Source organism: Nocardia sp. NPDC004278 (assembly GCF_053602975.1).
Map to the genome: position 1 here is coordinate 142,769 of NZ_JBSGEQ010000013.1, position 14,265 is coordinate 157,033.

At 66.0% G+C, this 14,265-nt stretch carries 15 protein-coding genes and 1 pseudogene; 7 read left to right on the forward strand and 9 right to left on the reverse strand.

What is annotated here, in order from left to right:
• Positions 1-5: 5 nt before the first annotated feature.
• Positions 6-1,226, forward strand: coding sequence for a cytochrome P450 family protein (locus ACWEO2_RS21500; RefSeq protein ID WP_452406931.1), 1,221 nt, complete (start codon positions 6-8; stop codon positions 1,224-1,226).
• 13 nt (positions 1,227-1,239) lie between these two features.
• On the opposite strand, the pseudogene ACWEO2_RS21505 reads toward ACWEO2_RS21500, so the two are convergent.
• From ACWEO2_RS21505 to ACWEO2_RS21515, 3 genes and pseudogenes are all read right to left on the reverse strand, one after another.
• A pseudogene (locus ACWEO2_RS21505) lies at positions 1,240-2,184 on the reverse strand (hypothetical protein).
• A gap of 59 nt (positions 2,185-2,243) precedes the next feature.
• Positions 2,244-2,870, reverse strand: a complete 627-nt coding sequence (locus ACWEO2_RS21510; protein WP_452406932.1) for a LysE family translocator — start codon at positions 2,868-2,870, stop codon at positions 2,244-2,246.
• Positions 2,871-2,957: 87 nt separating this feature from the next.
• Positions 2,958-3,701: a TetR family transcriptional regulator gene (locus ACWEO2_RS21515; RefSeq protein WP_452406933.1), complete on the reverse strand. Its 744-nt coding sequence runs from the start codon at positions 3,699-3,701 to the stop codon at positions 2,958-2,960.
• 89 nt (positions 3,702-3,790) lie between these two features.
• Here ACWEO2_RS21515 and ACWEO2_RS21520 point away from each other — a divergent pair, with 89 nt between their 5' ends.
• Both ACWEO2_RS21520 and ACWEO2_RS21525 read left to right on the forward strand, forming a co-directional pair.
• Positions 3,791-5,017, forward strand: a complete 1,227-nt coding sequence (locus ACWEO2_RS21520) for an FAD-dependent monooxygenase (protein WP_452406934.1) — start codon at positions 3,791-3,793, stop codon at positions 5,015-5,017.
• A gap of 22 nt (positions 5,018-5,039) precedes the next feature.
• The gene (locus ACWEO2_RS21525; protein WP_452406935.1) at positions 5,040-5,450 is read left to right on the forward strand and encodes a VOC family protein; all 411 of its coding nucleotides are present in this window, start codon (positions 5,040-5,042) and stop codon (positions 5,448-5,450) included.
• Positions 5,451-5,459: 9 nt separating this feature from the next.
• Here the strand turns inward: ACWEO2_RS21525 and ACWEO2_RS21530 are convergent, their stop codons facing one another.
• Positions 5,460-6,311, reverse strand: coding sequence for an alpha/beta fold hydrolase (locus tag ACWEO2_RS21530; RefSeq protein ID WP_354951054.1), 852 nt, complete (start codon positions 6,309-6,311; stop codon positions 5,460-5,462).
• Between the two features lie 215 nt (positions 6,312-6,526).
• Between ACWEO2_RS21530 and ACWEO2_RS21535 the strand changes: the two genes are divergently transcribed.
• On the forward strand, positions 6,527-6,925 hold the full coding sequence (locus tag ACWEO2_RS21535) for a hypothetical protein (RefSeq protein ID WP_452406936.1): 399 nt from the start codon (positions 6,527-6,529) through the stop codon (positions 6,923-6,925).
• A gap of 2 nt (positions 6,926-6,927) precedes the next feature.
• On the opposite strand, the gene ACWEO2_RS21540 is transcribed toward ACWEO2_RS21535, so the two are convergent.
• From ACWEO2_RS21540 to ACWEO2_RS21550, 3 genes are read right to left on the reverse strand one after another with little or no spacing between them, the layout of a single operon-like run.
• Entirely contained in the window at positions 6,928-8,127 is a 1,200-nt protein-coding gene (locus tag ACWEO2_RS21540) for a sugar ABC transporter permease (protein ID WP_452406937.1), read from the reverse strand.
• A 14-nt stretch (positions 8,128-8,141) separates the two neighbouring features.
• Positions 8,142-8,876 carry an ATP-binding cassette domain-containing protein gene (locus ACWEO2_RS21545; protein WP_452406938.1) on the reverse strand — a complete coding sequence of 245 codons (735 nt, stop codon included), beginning with the start codon at positions 8,874-8,876 and terminating at the stop codon, positions 8,142-8,144.
• A complete protein-coding gene (locus ACWEO2_RS21550; RefSeq protein ID WP_452406939.1) occupies positions 8,873-9,949 on the reverse strand; it encodes a sugar ABC transporter substrate-binding protein in 1,077 nt (358 codons plus the stop codon). The genes ACWEO2_RS21545 and ACWEO2_RS21550 overlap by 4 nt, the downstream gene beginning before the upstream one ends.
• Before the next feature lie 108 nt (positions 9,950-10,057).
• Here ACWEO2_RS21550 and ACWEO2_RS21555 point away from each other — a divergent pair, with 108 nt between their 5' ends.
• Positions 10,058-11,233, forward strand: coding sequence for an ROK family protein (locus ACWEO2_RS21555; protein ID WP_452406940.1), 1,176 nt, complete (start codon positions 10,058-10,060; stop codon positions 11,231-11,233).
• A 24-nt stretch (positions 11,234-11,257) separates the two neighbouring features.
• Here the strand turns inward: ACWEO2_RS21555 and ACWEO2_RS21560 are convergent, their stop codons facing one another.
• Positions 11,258-11,449 carry a hypothetical protein gene (locus tag ACWEO2_RS21560; protein WP_355180657.1) on the reverse strand — a complete coding sequence of 64 codons (192 nt, stop codon included), beginning with the start codon at positions 11,447-11,449 and terminating at the stop codon, positions 11,258-11,260.
• A gap of 80 nt (positions 11,450-11,529) precedes the next feature.
• The gene (locus ACWEO2_RS21565; RefSeq protein ID WP_452406941.1) at positions 11,530-12,354 is read right to left on the reverse strand and encodes a class I SAM-dependent methyltransferase; all 825 of its coding nucleotides are present in this window, start codon (positions 12,352-12,354) and stop codon (positions 11,530-11,532) included.
• A 137-nt stretch (positions 12,355-12,491) separates the two neighbouring features.
• On the opposite strand from ACWEO2_RS21565, the gene ACWEO2_RS21570 reads away from it, so the two are divergent.
• Together ACWEO2_RS21570 and ACWEO2_RS21575 are read left to right on the forward strand one after the other, a co-directional pair.
• Positions 12,492-13,232 (forward strand): PP2C family protein-serine/threonine phosphatase, encoded by a 741-nt coding sequence (locus ACWEO2_RS21570; RefSeq protein WP_452406942.1) that lies wholly within the window; start codon positions 12,492-12,494, stop codon positions 13,230-13,232.
• Between the two features lie 53 nt (positions 13,233-13,285).
• Positions 13,286-14,263, forward strand: coding sequence for a quinone oxidoreductase family protein (locus ACWEO2_RS21575; RefSeq protein ID WP_452406943.1), 978 nt, complete (start codon positions 13,286-13,288; stop codon positions 14,261-14,263).
• The last annotated feature ends 2 nt before the right edge of the window (positions 14,264-14,265 follow it).

The window sequence follows — 14,265 nt, forward strand, 5'->3', positions numbered from 1 at the left end:
TTTCTGTGGATCAACACCCTATAACCCTGGATCCGACGGGAACCGATATCCAGGGCGAATCGGCGCGCCTGCGCGAGTGCGGGCCGGTGGCGCTGGTAGAACTGCCCGGCGGTGTGCGCGCCTGGTCGGTAACGGATGCGGGGCTGCTGAAGAAGCTGCTGGTCGACCCGCGGGTGTCGAAGGACGCGAGCCAGCATTGGCCGGCATTCATCAATGGCGAGATTCCGCACGACTGGCCGCTTTTCCTCTGGGTCGCGGCCAATAATATGTTCACCGCCTACGGTTCGGACCACAAGCGGCTGCGCAAGCTGGTCGCGCCCGCGTTCACCCACCGACGCACCGAGGCGATGCGCGAGCAGATCGAGCGGATCACCGAGGAACTGCTCGCCGGACTCGCGACGACGCCGGCGGGCGAATCGGTCGATCTGCGTGAGGCTTTCGCGTATCCGCTGCCGATTCAGGTCATCTCCGAATTGATGGGCGTGCCCGAAGAACTCAATCCGGGCCTGCGCAAATGCGTCGACGGTATTTTCGACACCTCGCTCGGTCCGGAGCAGTCGCAGGCCAACTACATGGAGATGTATCGCATTCTCGGTGAATTGGTGGCATATCGGCGCGACAATCCCGGCGACGATATGACCAGTCTGCTGATCTCACATCGCGACGAGGACGATGGATCGCAGCTCACCGAGCAGGAGTTGATCGATACGCTGCTGCTGGTCATCAGTGCCGGGCATGAGACCACGGTCAACCTGCTCGACCAGGCGATCTTCGCGCTGTTGACCAATCCGCAGCAGCGCGCCGCGCTGGGCGAGGAGCGGGCGACCTGGGCCGATCTGGTCGAGGAGGCATTGCGGGTGGAGGCACCCGTGGCACATCTGCCGCTGCGATTCGCGGTCGACGACATCGAGGTCGACGGGGTACATATCGCTAAGGGGGAGCCGATTCTCCCCTCGTACGCGGCCGCCAACCGTGATCCGAAGCTGCACGGTGACACCGCCGATCTGTTCGATGTGGCCCGAGACAATAAGGAGCACTTGGCTTTCGGGTACGGTGCGCACCATTGTCTCGGTGCGCCGCTGGCTCGGCTCGAAGCGCTGGTGTCGTTGCCCGCGATCTTTTCACGGTTTCCGAATATGCGGCTGGCAGCGGATCCGTCCGAGTTGGGGAGCGTGGTCAGCTTCATCTCCAATGGGCATGCCAGGCTGCCGGTGACGTTGGTGTAGTCGCCGGTACGAGTCAGCGCAAGGCGTCGAGGCGGCCCTGCTTTCGGGCCTGGGCCAGCCCGCGGCGAGCCATGAAGCCGTTGGCCAGCAACAGGAGTGTCTTGTTCGGAGGTGCGATGAACCCGGATCGGGTGTGCGGGGCGTAGGTCGCGTCGGTGCTGTCGACTTCGATCCAGCCGGTGTGCTGGCGGCATTCGAGTCCGACCAGTTGCGGACGATAGGTATGCGCGAGCAGACCCGCGCGGCGACCGCCCTGGGCGACTCCCGCTGGGATCGTGAGGCTTATGCCCGCCGAACTCGAATCGCCGACCCGCACCGGGACCACGGCCGGATAGCCGTCGGACTGTCGATAGGCGAGCAGCCGATGCGGCAGTTTCGCGGCGCTCGCCGCGGCCTTGGCGCTGTCCATCCGCGGGCCGGTGCCTTTCGCGGGTGGCTTCTGGGCATCCGCGATATCGGGTAGCGGTTCGCCGTATACCTCTGGTTCGCCGGTCGCATCCAGGTTCGGCCACGCGATGATCCGGGTGACCGTGACCGTCACCAGTACTCGGTCGGCGTAGTACGCACTGAGCCAGCGATCCCAGAATCGTCCGCGTCGCGGTACGCCGAGATAGGGTGTGGCCTGCTCACCGATTCGGTCCAGGACGGTCTGGTCGGGCTCGGCGTCGAAGGTCGCCAGGCCCTGTACCACGACGAAGCGCTAATTGGCCGGGTTGCCCAACCCGTGCTCACGCGCATGGTATGCCAGCGTGACCTTCGGCTCCCGTTTCATCCGATCCAGCTTGCGGCCGAAGCCGAGTGAGGTCGTGAACCCGACCGTCCCCAACTCCCGATCCCGCAACCCGATCGGTGACACCGCGGTCACCACCGCCCCACCCGCCGGAGTAATGTACGCCAATCCAGCGGTGAGGTCACCGCGCAGGACATCGTCGATATCATCCGGCCACGTAACTGCCATGGCCGCAGACTAGTCGCCCGATCCGTGGCTCATGTGGCTTATGTGCAACTAACCCGGCTTCAGTTGCTCTGCACCGCGATTCGGATGCCGAGGGCGACCATGAACGTGCCCATGGTGGCATCGATCGCGCGGCGGACTGACCGGCGATCGAGTACGTGGCGCAGCGCGCCGACACCGACCGCGAGCAGCGAGAACCAGGCCAGGCAGACGGTTGCCGTCACAATGCCCAATTCGAGGGTGTCCAGGGTGCTCGGCTCGGCGGGCAGAAACTGCGGCAGCAAGGCGATGAAGAAGACCGCCACCTTGGGGTTCAGCAGATTGCACAGCAGTCCCTGGCGAAATGCGTGGGTCGTGCCATGCGATTTCAACTCCGGCATCTCGACCGGATAGTCACCCCGCCGCGCGGCCAACAGCGCCCGCAGCCCGAGCACGGCCAGATACCCAGCACCGATGAGCTTTAGCACGGTGAACGTCACCGCCGATGCCGCCAAAACCCCCGCGACCCCGACCGCCGTCACCATCGACCACACGAACACCCCCAACGCGATCCCAACCGCACTGGCAACCCCCACCCGCCGTCCCGAAACCGCGGCATTGCGTGTCACGATCACAAAATCCGGCCCCGGCGACATGGCCCCCACCAGCATCACCCCACCGAGCGCCAGCACCTGCGCAGTCGACATCATCCCGCCAGTCTAGGAACTAGGACCGGGTCGAGCACCTGTGGGGCGACGTCGGTGCGACAACGGCTTGTCTCGAAATTATTCTCATAATTAGTTCTGCTTGCCGAGGTGTCGGTAGAGGGTGGCGCGGGAGATGGCGAATTCGGCGGCGATTTCGTCGATTGGTCGGCCGGAATCGCGCATGTGGCGGGCGGATTCGACCATTTCGGTGGTCATGGCGCCTGGGCGGCCGCGGCGGATCGGGTGGGCGGGGGAGTCCGGGATCGGTGGTGATCGGTGGGCGGGGGCGTGGTGGGCGGCCGGAGCGCCGAGTAGGCGCCGGGCGCCGTCGAGGACGGCAGCGCGGAGTTCGTCGGTCGGACGGTCGGCGAAGATGACCACGGGGTCGCTGAGTGCCGCGTAGACCTGCGCCGCACGGACTCTGGTGGTGAAATCGGCGTCGGGGCCGGCGATCAGGTCCTGCGCGGACAGCGCGATGGTCCGCAATCGCGCGAAGGTCGCCTCGTCATTGGATAGCGCCTGGTCCTGCATATGCATTCGCAACAGTTGACCGTGTGCGAGCCATACATCGAGCAGTCCTGCCACCACCGCCCAGCATTGCGACCGCGCATCGCGCTGGTGGCCCGCGGCTTCGAGCACCGCCTCGCTGTCGGCCAGCAAGGGCTCCACGAGCGCGGCGACGATATCCCTCTTGCTCGGGAAGTGATACAGCACTGCGGTTTTCGTGAGCCCGACCCGCTCGGCGATTTCACGCACGGAGACCGCGTGGTATCCGCGTTCGGCGAAGAGGTCGAGCGCGGATACCAGGATGCGGGCACGTGAATCGTCGGCCATGGTGACCGATCCTACCCCTTGACTGACCGACGGTCAGCGTCGTACAGTACTGACCATCGGTCAGTCGATTTCGAGACAGGGAGTGGACAATGCGAAACGAGCGGGTTTTGATCTCCGGTGCGAGCATCGCCGGGCAGACATTGGCGTATTGGCTTGTGCGACACGGATTCCGGCCGACAATTGTCGAACGGGCAGCCGGCCTGCGGGTCGGCGGCCAAGGGGTGGATGTGCGCGATCACGCGATCGGGGTCGCCGAGCGCATGGGCATCATGTCGCAGCTCCGCTCTGCCGCCGCCGACGTCACCGGCATGCAGTTCGTGAACGTCAGCGGCGATCCCATCGCCCGCATGGACATGCAGAAGATCAAGGACAAATACGACAGCGCCGAGGTGGAGATCATGCGCGGCGATCTGGTCCGGATCCTGCACGACAGCAATACCGGTGTGGAATACCTTTTCGGCGATTCGATCCAGGCCCTCGACCAGGACGACGACGGTGTCACCGTCACCTTCGAGCACGGTCCGCGACGGCGATTCGACCTGGTGATCGGTGCGGACGGCCTGCATTCGACCGTCCGGCGGCTGGCCTTCGGCCCGGAGCGGGACTTCGTCCGCCACCTGGACCACTACTTCGCCTTCGGCAATGCCGATGCGGCGCTCGGACCCGACCGCTGGGTCACCGTCTACAACACACCGGGTGCGATGTCCGGAATCTATCGGTCCGGCAACCACGCACAGGCCAAGGCTTACTTCATCTTCCGCAGCCCACTGCTCGACCTCGACCCGCGTGATGCGGCGGCGGCCCGCGCGGTGCTGGCCGACCGGTTCGGCAACGAATCCGCCTGGAACGTGCCAGCACTGCTCGACGGCGCACTGGCCGATCCGGAGTTGTATTTCGACTCGCTCGGCCAGGTCCATATGACGTCCTGGTCTGCCGGACGCATCGCTCTGGTCGGTGACGCCGCCTACTGCGCTTCACCCGCCTCTGGAGCCGGTGCCGAACTGGCGCTCGTCGGCGCGTACCGGCTCGCCGGTGCCCTCGCCGCCGCGAACGGCGAGCACCGCCAAGGCTTTCACGATTACGAGCAGAGCCACCGCGCCCTGGTCGACCGCAAACAGCAGATCGGACCGAACCTTCGACTCATGGTGCCCAAGACCCGCCCGGGCATGGCGATTCGAAACGCCCTCACCCGCCTGTCCGTGCTGGAATCCATGGCGGGCATGGAACGCATCATGGCACCGAAGACGAGCGACCCGCTGCCGGATTACCCACGGACACAGCCCCTTTCACCTAGCACAACAGGCTGCTCACGCTGAGAACCGGCGTAGGGTCCCGAGTATGGCGTTCTCAGTCGAGCGGTTCGACCACATTGTCATCAACTGTGCCGATGTCGAGGCAACCGCGGCGTGGTACGCGAAAGTCCTCGGCATGCGGGTGGCGACGTTCGGCCCGACCGGCCGAACCGCGCTGTACTTCGGCAATCAGAAGATCAACCTGCGACCGGTCGGCGCGCTCGCGCGCGACCCGAATTGGGTGACGGCTCGCACGGAAGCGGCAGGGTCGCAGGATCTGTGCTTCATCACCCGGGCCTCGCCGCGGCAGGTGCGAGATCATTTGGTGGACTGCGGAGTTGAGATCACCAGCGGTCCGGTCACCAAATCGGGTGCGCTCGGTGACATGATCTCGCACTACTGCCGCGACCTGGATGGCAACCTCGTCGAGATCGCGGTCTACCCGGCGGGCGACTGAGGTCGCGAGTCAGCGGCGCAGGAATTCCAGGGTGGCGCGTTCGAAGGCCGCCTTGGCCTCGATCATGACCCAGTGTCCGCTGTTCGGAAAGACGTGCAGTTCCGCATTGGGGATCAGCCGCATCGGCACGAGCGCCATATCCGGCGGGCTGACGCGGTCGTCGAGACCCCAGGTCAGCAGCGTCGGGCACTGCACCTTGTGCAGCATCGACCAGTACGGCGGAGTTTTCGAGTTCGCCAGGAACTTCTGCTGCATCGCCCAGGCCGCCGAACCGTACATCATCGCGGCGGTCTTCTGGGTGTCCGGATGCTGCGCGGCCTCCCAGCGTTCCTCGATGATCTCGTCGGTGATCACCGCGGGGTCGTAGACCATGCTCCGCAACCAGCGCAGCAGCTTGTCCCGATCGGGTTTGTCGGCGAATTCCTGCAGCAGCCGAATCCCTTCGCTCGGGCTCGAGCTGAAGATATTCGGGCCGATACCCCCGATGGTGACCAATTTGCTGACCCGCTGCGGATGCTGGATCGCGAGGTTGGCCGCGACCACACCACCCATCGAGTTGCCGACCATGGCCGCCGATTCGATGCCGAGTCCGTCCATGAACCGCAGCACCGCCGCGCCCGCGGTGAGCACGGGGTGCCCGTCCACCGCGTCGCTCACGCCGAACCCGGGAAATTCGAGTATGTAGCAGTGGAAGTGCTCGGCGAAGACCGCGAGGTTGCCACGATAGTTGCGCCACCCGTTCACACCGATCCCGGACCCGTGCAGCAGCAAGAGCGGCGGTCCATCGCCCGCCTCGTGATAGCGCAGCACCCCCTGATCGGTGCTGAGTTCCCGCTTCGTGCCTTCGTATGTCACGTCCATGAGATCACGTTAGAACACGTTCTAGATTGTGCAAAGCATGGGAACAGGCGGGTGAGCGTGAAAATCGGTGCGGTGGCGCCAGGGCAGTAAACCGACCGCCTGGTACATAATTGCGAAACGCTGGGCGATTCGCGTATATCGACGGCCGCTATGGGGTAACGATCAATGCAACCACTGGCAACTCGCATCCGGCGCCGCACCATGAGGACCGAATCATGAGCTACCGAAAGATCACGATCGCCACGCTGTTCGGCGTCGCCGCCGTCACGCTGACCGGCGTCGCGCCGAACGCGAGTGCCGTTGTGACCCGGATGGGCGTCATGCCGGATTCGAATTACGGCCTGGCGACCAACTACGGCACCGACTGTGCGGCCACCGCCGAGGCCTATGTCGATAATGCGGCCGAGCCGGTTTCGTTCTACGACAACGGTGTACTGCTCGGCGTGGTCCGTCCGCTCGGCGGCATCGCGCTGTTCACCTGGTTTCCGGCGACCACCGGCCCGCATACGCTGAGCGCCGTCCAGGCCCCGGACGTCACGCCCATCGCGACGGTGGACGTCCGGGTCGGCACCGGTGTGCACGTCGGCTTCGCCTGTCTGGTCTTCGGCGGCTGAACTCAGCGGGTCCCTTCGGCTCCGCGCCGGGCCACCGAATCGATGGCGACCGATACGGCCAGCACCGTGCCGGTGACCATGAAACGCACCGACGAGTCGACGTTCAGCAGCAGCATGCCGTTCGTAATCGATTGGATGACAAGGATTCCCAGTAGTGCGGCATAGGCACGTCCGCGTCCGCCGAAGAGGCTGGTGCCGCCGATGACCGCCGCCGCGATGGCATTGAGCAGTATGTCGCTGCCACCGGAACTCTGGTTGACCGCCACCAGGCGGGACGCCGCGAGGATGCCGCCGACCGTCGCGAGCGCGGAGCATCCGATGAATGCGGCGATGCGTACCCACGTCACATTGATTCCGGCGCGCCGTGCGGCCTCGGCATTGCCGCCGACGGCGTAGATGCGCCGCCCGAAGACGGTGCGCCGCAGCACCAGATCGACGGCCAGTACCAGTCCGCCGAAGATCACCAGGGTCAGCGGCACCCCGCGATCGGAATTCAGCACCACCACGGTGGCGGCCAGCAGCAATGCCAGCGCACCCGAACGCAGCGCGATCCACCCGGGAGCCGACACCGTCAGCTCGGCCATCGCCCGCTGCCGCCTGGTGCGCACACTCGCGACCAAGTGCCCACCCGCGAGCAGCACCACGAACAGCCACGCCAGCCACGGCGGCAGCCAGGTATCGCTGATCGTCGCGATCCCGCGATCGAACGGCAGATTGACGGTCCCTTCCTTGCCGAGCAGATACAGCATCAGTCCCTGCCAGCCGATCAACCCGGCCAGCGTCACCACGAACGACGGCATGTTCAGCTGGGTTCGCATCACCCCGTGCAGCAGTCCGATCGCCGCGCCCACCGCGACTGCGGCGAGCACCGCGACCACCGGATGCCAGCCATGGTGCACATACAGTTGGGTCATCACCACGGCCGTCAGCCCGCTGACCGATCCGGCGGACAGGTCGATCTCACCGAGCAGCAGCACCAGCACGATGCCGAGTGCGATGGTGCCGGTCGCGGCCATCTGCAAGGCGAGGTTGGTGAGATTCTCCGCGGACAGGAAGTGCGCATTGAGACGGTTGAACACCACCGCGATGACGATGAGTCCGACCGCGACCGGAATGGATCCGACATCACCGCGGCGCAGCCGGTCCGTCGCCGCATCGGCCCACCCGTGCAACGGATTTCTTTGCAGTGCAGGTTGTTTCATGGCGAGCTCACTCATCACACGGCCCCCGTGATCGCGGCGACAATGGCTTCCTGACTGGCCTGCGCGGTCTCGAACTCACCGGCATTGCGGCCGAGACGCAAGACGACGACGCGATCGCTGACGGTCCGGACATCGACCAGATTGTGCGAAATCAGCAGCACCGCGAGGCCGTGCTCGCGCAGTCGGCCGATCAGCGCGAGCACCTGCGCGGTCTGCTCGACGCCGAGCGCCGCGGTCGGTTCGTCGAGGATCACCATCTTGGGCTGCCCGAGCAGCGCCCTGGCGATCGCGACGGACTGCCGCTGCCCGCCCGAGAGCGCGGACACCGGCGCCCGCACATCCTTGATCTTCACATCCAGCGACCGCAGTAGATCCCGCGCGCTGCGCTCCATCGCGATTTCGGAGAGCACGCTGAACATTCTCGTCTCCGTGCCGAGATGCAGATTGGCGACCACATCGAGGTTGTCGCACAGTGCGAGATCCTGAAAAACCGTGGTGATCCCGAGCGCCTGCGCATCCTGGGGCCGGGTGATCCGCACCGGGGCCCCGGCGAAGGTGATCTCCCCCTCATCGGCGATGATTGCCCCGGAGATCACCTTCACCAGCGTCGATTTGCCCGCGCCGTTATCGCCGACGAGAGCGACCACTTCACCGGCCCGGACCTCGAGATCGGCACCAGCCAGTGCCTGTACCGCACCATAGCGCTTGACGATGCCACGTGCGGCGAGAATCGTTGTCGCCGTACTCATTTGAGTCCCGCGGCCTGGCATGCCGCCGCGACGTCGGGCGTGCAGATCTCGGCGACGGTGTAGAGGCCGTCCTTGACGATGGTGTCCTTCAGGTTGTCCTTGCTCACCGCGATCGCGTCCAGCAGGAACGAGGGGATCTTCGCGGAGCCGTTATCGGTTGCCGCTGGGGCCGTAGGCTTTTCGCCCTTGCCCAGCGCGACCGCGAGTTCGGCCGCCTGTTCGGCCTGGGCGCGATAGTTGAGATAGATGGTCATCGTCTGCTCACCGGTGAGGATCCGCTGTACCGCGGTGAGTTCGCCGTCCTGACCGGTCAGCGGGGGCAGCGTCGCATAACCCGCCCGCTTCAGGGCCGCGATCACACCGCTGGCCATGCCGTCATTGGCCGAGTAGACACCGACGATGGAATCCTTGCCGAGTGCGGTGATCGCCTGTTCCATCTCCTGCTGCGCCTTATCCGGCGACCAGTCGGGAGTATCGAATTCCCTGGCGACCTTGACCTTTCCATCCAGCGCCTGGTGTGCGCCCTGCTTGTAATCGCCCGCGCTCGGATCGGTCGGCGCGCCGTTGATCATCACCACCTGCCCCTTGTCGACGGTGCCGCGCTTGGTCAGCTCGGCCAGCAGGGCCTCGCCCTGCACCCTGCCGACCTTTACATTGTCGAAGGAGACGTAGTACTCGTAGCCGATGCCGGAGATCAGCCGGTCATAGGCGATCACCGGGATCTTCTTCTGCTTGGCCTGATTGACCTGTGGCGCAACGGCATCGGCGTTCACCGCGTCGAGCACGATGACATCGGCACCCTGGGTGAGCGCGGATTCGAACTGGCCCTGCTGCTTGGCCGCATCCTGATCGGCATTGAAGTAGAGCACCCGGCAACTCGCGCACAGCTGCCTGGTCTTGGCTTCGAACAGCGGCCGGTCGAAGGCCTCGTAGCGGGTGGTCTTGGATTCCGGGAGCAGAAGCGCGATCGTCGGGTTGTCGCCGCCCGACTTCGCGTCGCCGGTGCCGGAGCTACAGCCCGCAGCCAGGACGAATGCGGCTGCCGCCGCGGTGATGAGCAGAATTCGACGCATGAGAATCACCGTGCCGAGTGGGAATTGAAAGGTGCGCCCGGTTGAGCGTTGATAAGAAAGGTAGTTTACTAACCACGGGGTGTCCAGTGGTTACGCGGAGGAGGATCAGTGAGTAAGGTCGGCAATCCCCAACTGCTGCGCACAATGAACGAGCGGCTGCTGCTCGACCACCTCCGGCTGCACGGACCGTCCTCGCGCGGCGAGCTGGCCAAGGCGAGCGGACTGTCCAAACCCACCGTCTCGGCAGCGCTTTCGGGCCTGGAGGAGGCCGGATTGGTGCAGCTCGTCGGCTCGCTGAGCGGTCGGCCGGGTCCGACGACGGCGATCTACGACGTGAATGTGCGCGCCGGTGTGGTGGCCGGGGTCGATATCGGTCGCCACTGGGTCCGGCTCGCGATCGCCGATCTGCGCGGTGAATTCATCGCCCGCCGCGATATCCGCAATTCGGCCCGCTCGGCCGTCGACCTGGTGCGCCGGGTTCGCACGCTGGCGCACAAGGTCGCCAATGACGCCGGAATGGATTGGGCAGCAGTGGATTACGCGGTGATCGGCAGTCCGGGTGTGCTCAACGCCGCCACCGGTCGGCTCGACTACGCCCCGAATCTGCCCGGTTGGGGCCGGTCCGGACTGGTCGGACAGTTGCGCGATGCGCTGGAAGTCGATTCGGCGATCGAGAACGACATCAATCTCGCGGCGGTCGGGGAACTCACCTACGGCGCGGGTGTCGGCGTGCGCAACTTCGTGCTGGTCTCGATCGGCACCGGCGTCGGTATGGGCATCGTGATCAATGGCGAACTCTATGTCGGCAGTACCGGCGCGGCTGGCGAGGTCTCGTTCCTACCCGCCACCGAGGTCGACGCGGCACCCGATGATGCCCGGCACCGCGGGATGACCGAAACGGTGGCCGCCGCGGGCGGCGTCACCCGCACCGCGCGGCAGGCCGGGCTGAGTCCGGCCTCGGCGAAGGACATTTTCGCGGCGGCCGTGGCGGGTGAGGCGCGGGCGCGCTCGGTGGTCGAGGCCGAGGGGCGCCGCATCGGTGCGCTCATCACCGCGGTCGCGGCGATTCTGGACCCGGAACTCGTCGTACTCGGCGGCGGCATCGGCCACAATGTCGACCTGCTCGGCGACTCTATCGCCCGGCGCATGGCCGAACTCGGGCCGCTGCGTCCGCGCATTGCCGCCAGCACGCTCGGCGATGACGGCGTGCTCAGCGGTGCGGTCTCCCGCGCGCTCGATATCGCGCGGGACCGGCTCTTCGATCGGCGTGCACCGGGCGGGTGATGTGGGAGGTGGCCTCGGGGTCGATCAGAGCAACCCGATGGCCTTGAGCAGTAGCAGGGTCAGGCCCGCGGTACCGGCGAAGGCGACGCCGCCGTCGCGGATCACGATGCCCGTCGGCGAGCCGCTGACTTTGGACAGGATTGCGGATATCACCGCGACGATGATGCCGACGAGCACGGCGACGACAACGAACAAAACCCGAACGGTAGTGGACACTCGACGCTCCCTCGATGTGGATCGTCGCAGTGTAATAGTGAGATGGCTATCTTGTAGCAAAGTGGCGGGATGCGGTGCGGCTAGCCCGGTTTGGTTGCCGCCAATCCGTACAACAACGGCAGGATGGGGTCCGTTGGCGGCAGTCGGAACCAGTCGTTGTCGGTCCGGATCATGCGGGACCAGCGTGGCCACGGCAACATCTCGGTTTCGGTGAGATCGGTGATCTGCAGACCGGCGGCGATCAGGGCGTTGACCACCTCGCCGAGACCGTGGCGCCACTCGTAGGCCGTGGTGTCGGTGGTCAGTGCCGGGCCGTCGGTGTAGGTGTGGTCGCTGTCGCGGCGTTGTGCGCCCCGGCCCGCGAGGTAATCATCGTGCAGGACAAGCGAATTCGGATCGACTTCGGGCGGTGGGGTGGGGCCGAGTGCGTGCAGCAGCGGGTGGAATTCGACGATATAGACCAGGCCGCCCGGGCGAAGTAGTTCGGCGAGTACGCTCGCCCACCCGGCCAGATCGGGCAGGTAGCAGAGCGCGCCCTTGCCGGTGTAGACGATGTCGAATTGCCGGTGCCCCACCGCATTCGGCGCGTCGTACACGTCCGCGCAGACGTACTCGACGGCATTCGCTGCCAGTTCGCGGGCGTGCCGGATGGATGCGGGGGAGAAGTCGAGACCGACCGCGCGCGCCCCGCGTTTGGCGAATTCGACCGTTTCGGTGCCGAGGTGGCACTGTAGATGCACTATGTCGCGGTCGCGCACATCGCCGAGGATGTCCCATTCGAAGGGTGCGAACCAATGCGACGAGTCGTGATCGCGATAGAACCCGCTGGCCGCGTGGATCGGTGCGCGCGCGTCCCAGTTCCCCCGATTCACCAGCAGCGGATCGAGGCCTTCATCGATGCTCACCGCGCCATCGTATTGCGATTCACAGGAATCCCTTGGGAAATTTTGGCACGCTATTTGGGGTATCGCGGTTCACTGAATTAACGACAGATGTGCGGATCGGCAGGATGGGGCAGGTCCAGCCCGAGGGAGGACAGACCGTGCACACAACCGCTTCGATCGCAATCGTCCGGTCCGATGACCGCGGGCGCGGCGGCATCACCCCTGGTGGGGTGAGCAGGAGGGGGCGGCGTTCCCTCAATGCCGACGCCTTCGCCACCTTTACCGACCCGACCGTCGGCCGCACCGCCTTCGTCGTGGCCGACGGTATCGGTGACAACCTGCTCGCGGCCAGGGCTGCGCGCACGGCCGCCTCGTTCGCCGCCCGGATGGCCGCGCGCGGTGGTGCGGTCGCCGGTGTGCTCGCGGCCCAGCAGGAACTGCTGCGCCAGTTCCCGGAGCAGCAGGCCGACTGTGTGCTCGTGGCCGCGGTGCTGCCCGCCGCCGGACAACCCGACGGACCGTGCGATATCGCGTGGGTCGGCGACTGTCGCGCCTACCGCTGGAACGGCCGCGTGCTGCACCAGATCACCACCGACCACACCGTCGCCGAGTACATGCGTGCAAAGGGGATCGCGCCGTCGGGGCGGATGGACCATCTCGTGACCACCTCGACACGTACCGTACGTCCGGCCGCCATCGGGCGCGCTGCCACCGGATCCAGCCGTGGCCGACTGCTCTTGAGCACCGATGGCGTGCACAAGCGACTCGATATGGTCGAGATCAAGGCGATGCTCGCCGCCGACGAGACCGCGGGCAGCATCGCGGAAGCGTTGGTGGACAGCGCATTACAGGCCGGGAGCACCGATAACACGACCGCACTCGTCGTGGACTGCCGGTAGCCGCCTTTCCTGCTAGAACTGACTCGACACAGTGTGCCGAGTGGAGTGGGGTTATGCGGGCGATTCAGATCAGTGAACTGGGCGGACCTGAGGTACTGCGTGCGGTGGAGCTCGATGCTCCGGATCCCGGTCCCGGTGAGGTCGCGATCGATATCGCGTATGTCGGGGTGAACTTCGCCGACCTGCAGGCGCGTTCGGTGGGATATCGGGTGACGGAGCTGCCGTTCGTGCCGGGACTGGAGCTCTCGGGGCGGGTGCGCGCGCTCGGCGCGGGTGTGGACGGGTTGGCCGTGGGCCAATCGGTGGCGGCGATCACCGAGGGCGGCGCATACGCCGAGGTCGCCGTGGTGCCCGCCGCGACGGTGTTCCCGGTGCCCGATGGCGTCGACTTGCGCACGGCCGCAACGCTTCCCACGGTTTTGCCGACCGCCTATGCCCTGGTGAATACCGTCGGGAAGCTGCAGCCCGGTGAGACCGTCCTGGTGCAGGCCGCGGCGGGTGGGGTGGGCACCGTGGTCGGCCAGGTGGCCAAGCTCGCGGGCGCGGGCGCGGTGTACGGCGTGGTCTCCAGTGAGGCCAAGGCCGAGTATGCGCGCAAGCTCGGCTACGACGGTGCCTTCCTGGCCGATACCTTCACCGCGGACGTGCAGGAGGCGACCAATGGCCGCGGTGTCGATATCGTGCTCGATCCGGTCGGCGGCCAGACCTTGCGGCGCGGTCTGGAATCCCTGGCCATGTTCGGTCGGCTCATCTCCTACGGCAATGCCAGTGGTGAGCCGGGCTGGCAGATCGGCCAGCCCGAGCTCTACCCACGGGGACTGTCGATCTCCGGCTTCTCGATTCTCGGACTCACCACCGCTGCGCCGAAGGTGTTGCGTGAGATCGCCGACCGCGCCTTCCGTCTGGTCACGACCGGCCAGGTGGAGCTGCCGATCACCGCGGAGTTCCCGCTTGCCGAGGCCGCCGAGGCGCACCGCCTGATGGGCGGGCGCACCTCGACCGGCAAGCTGGTCCTCGCGGTGAACGGCTGACG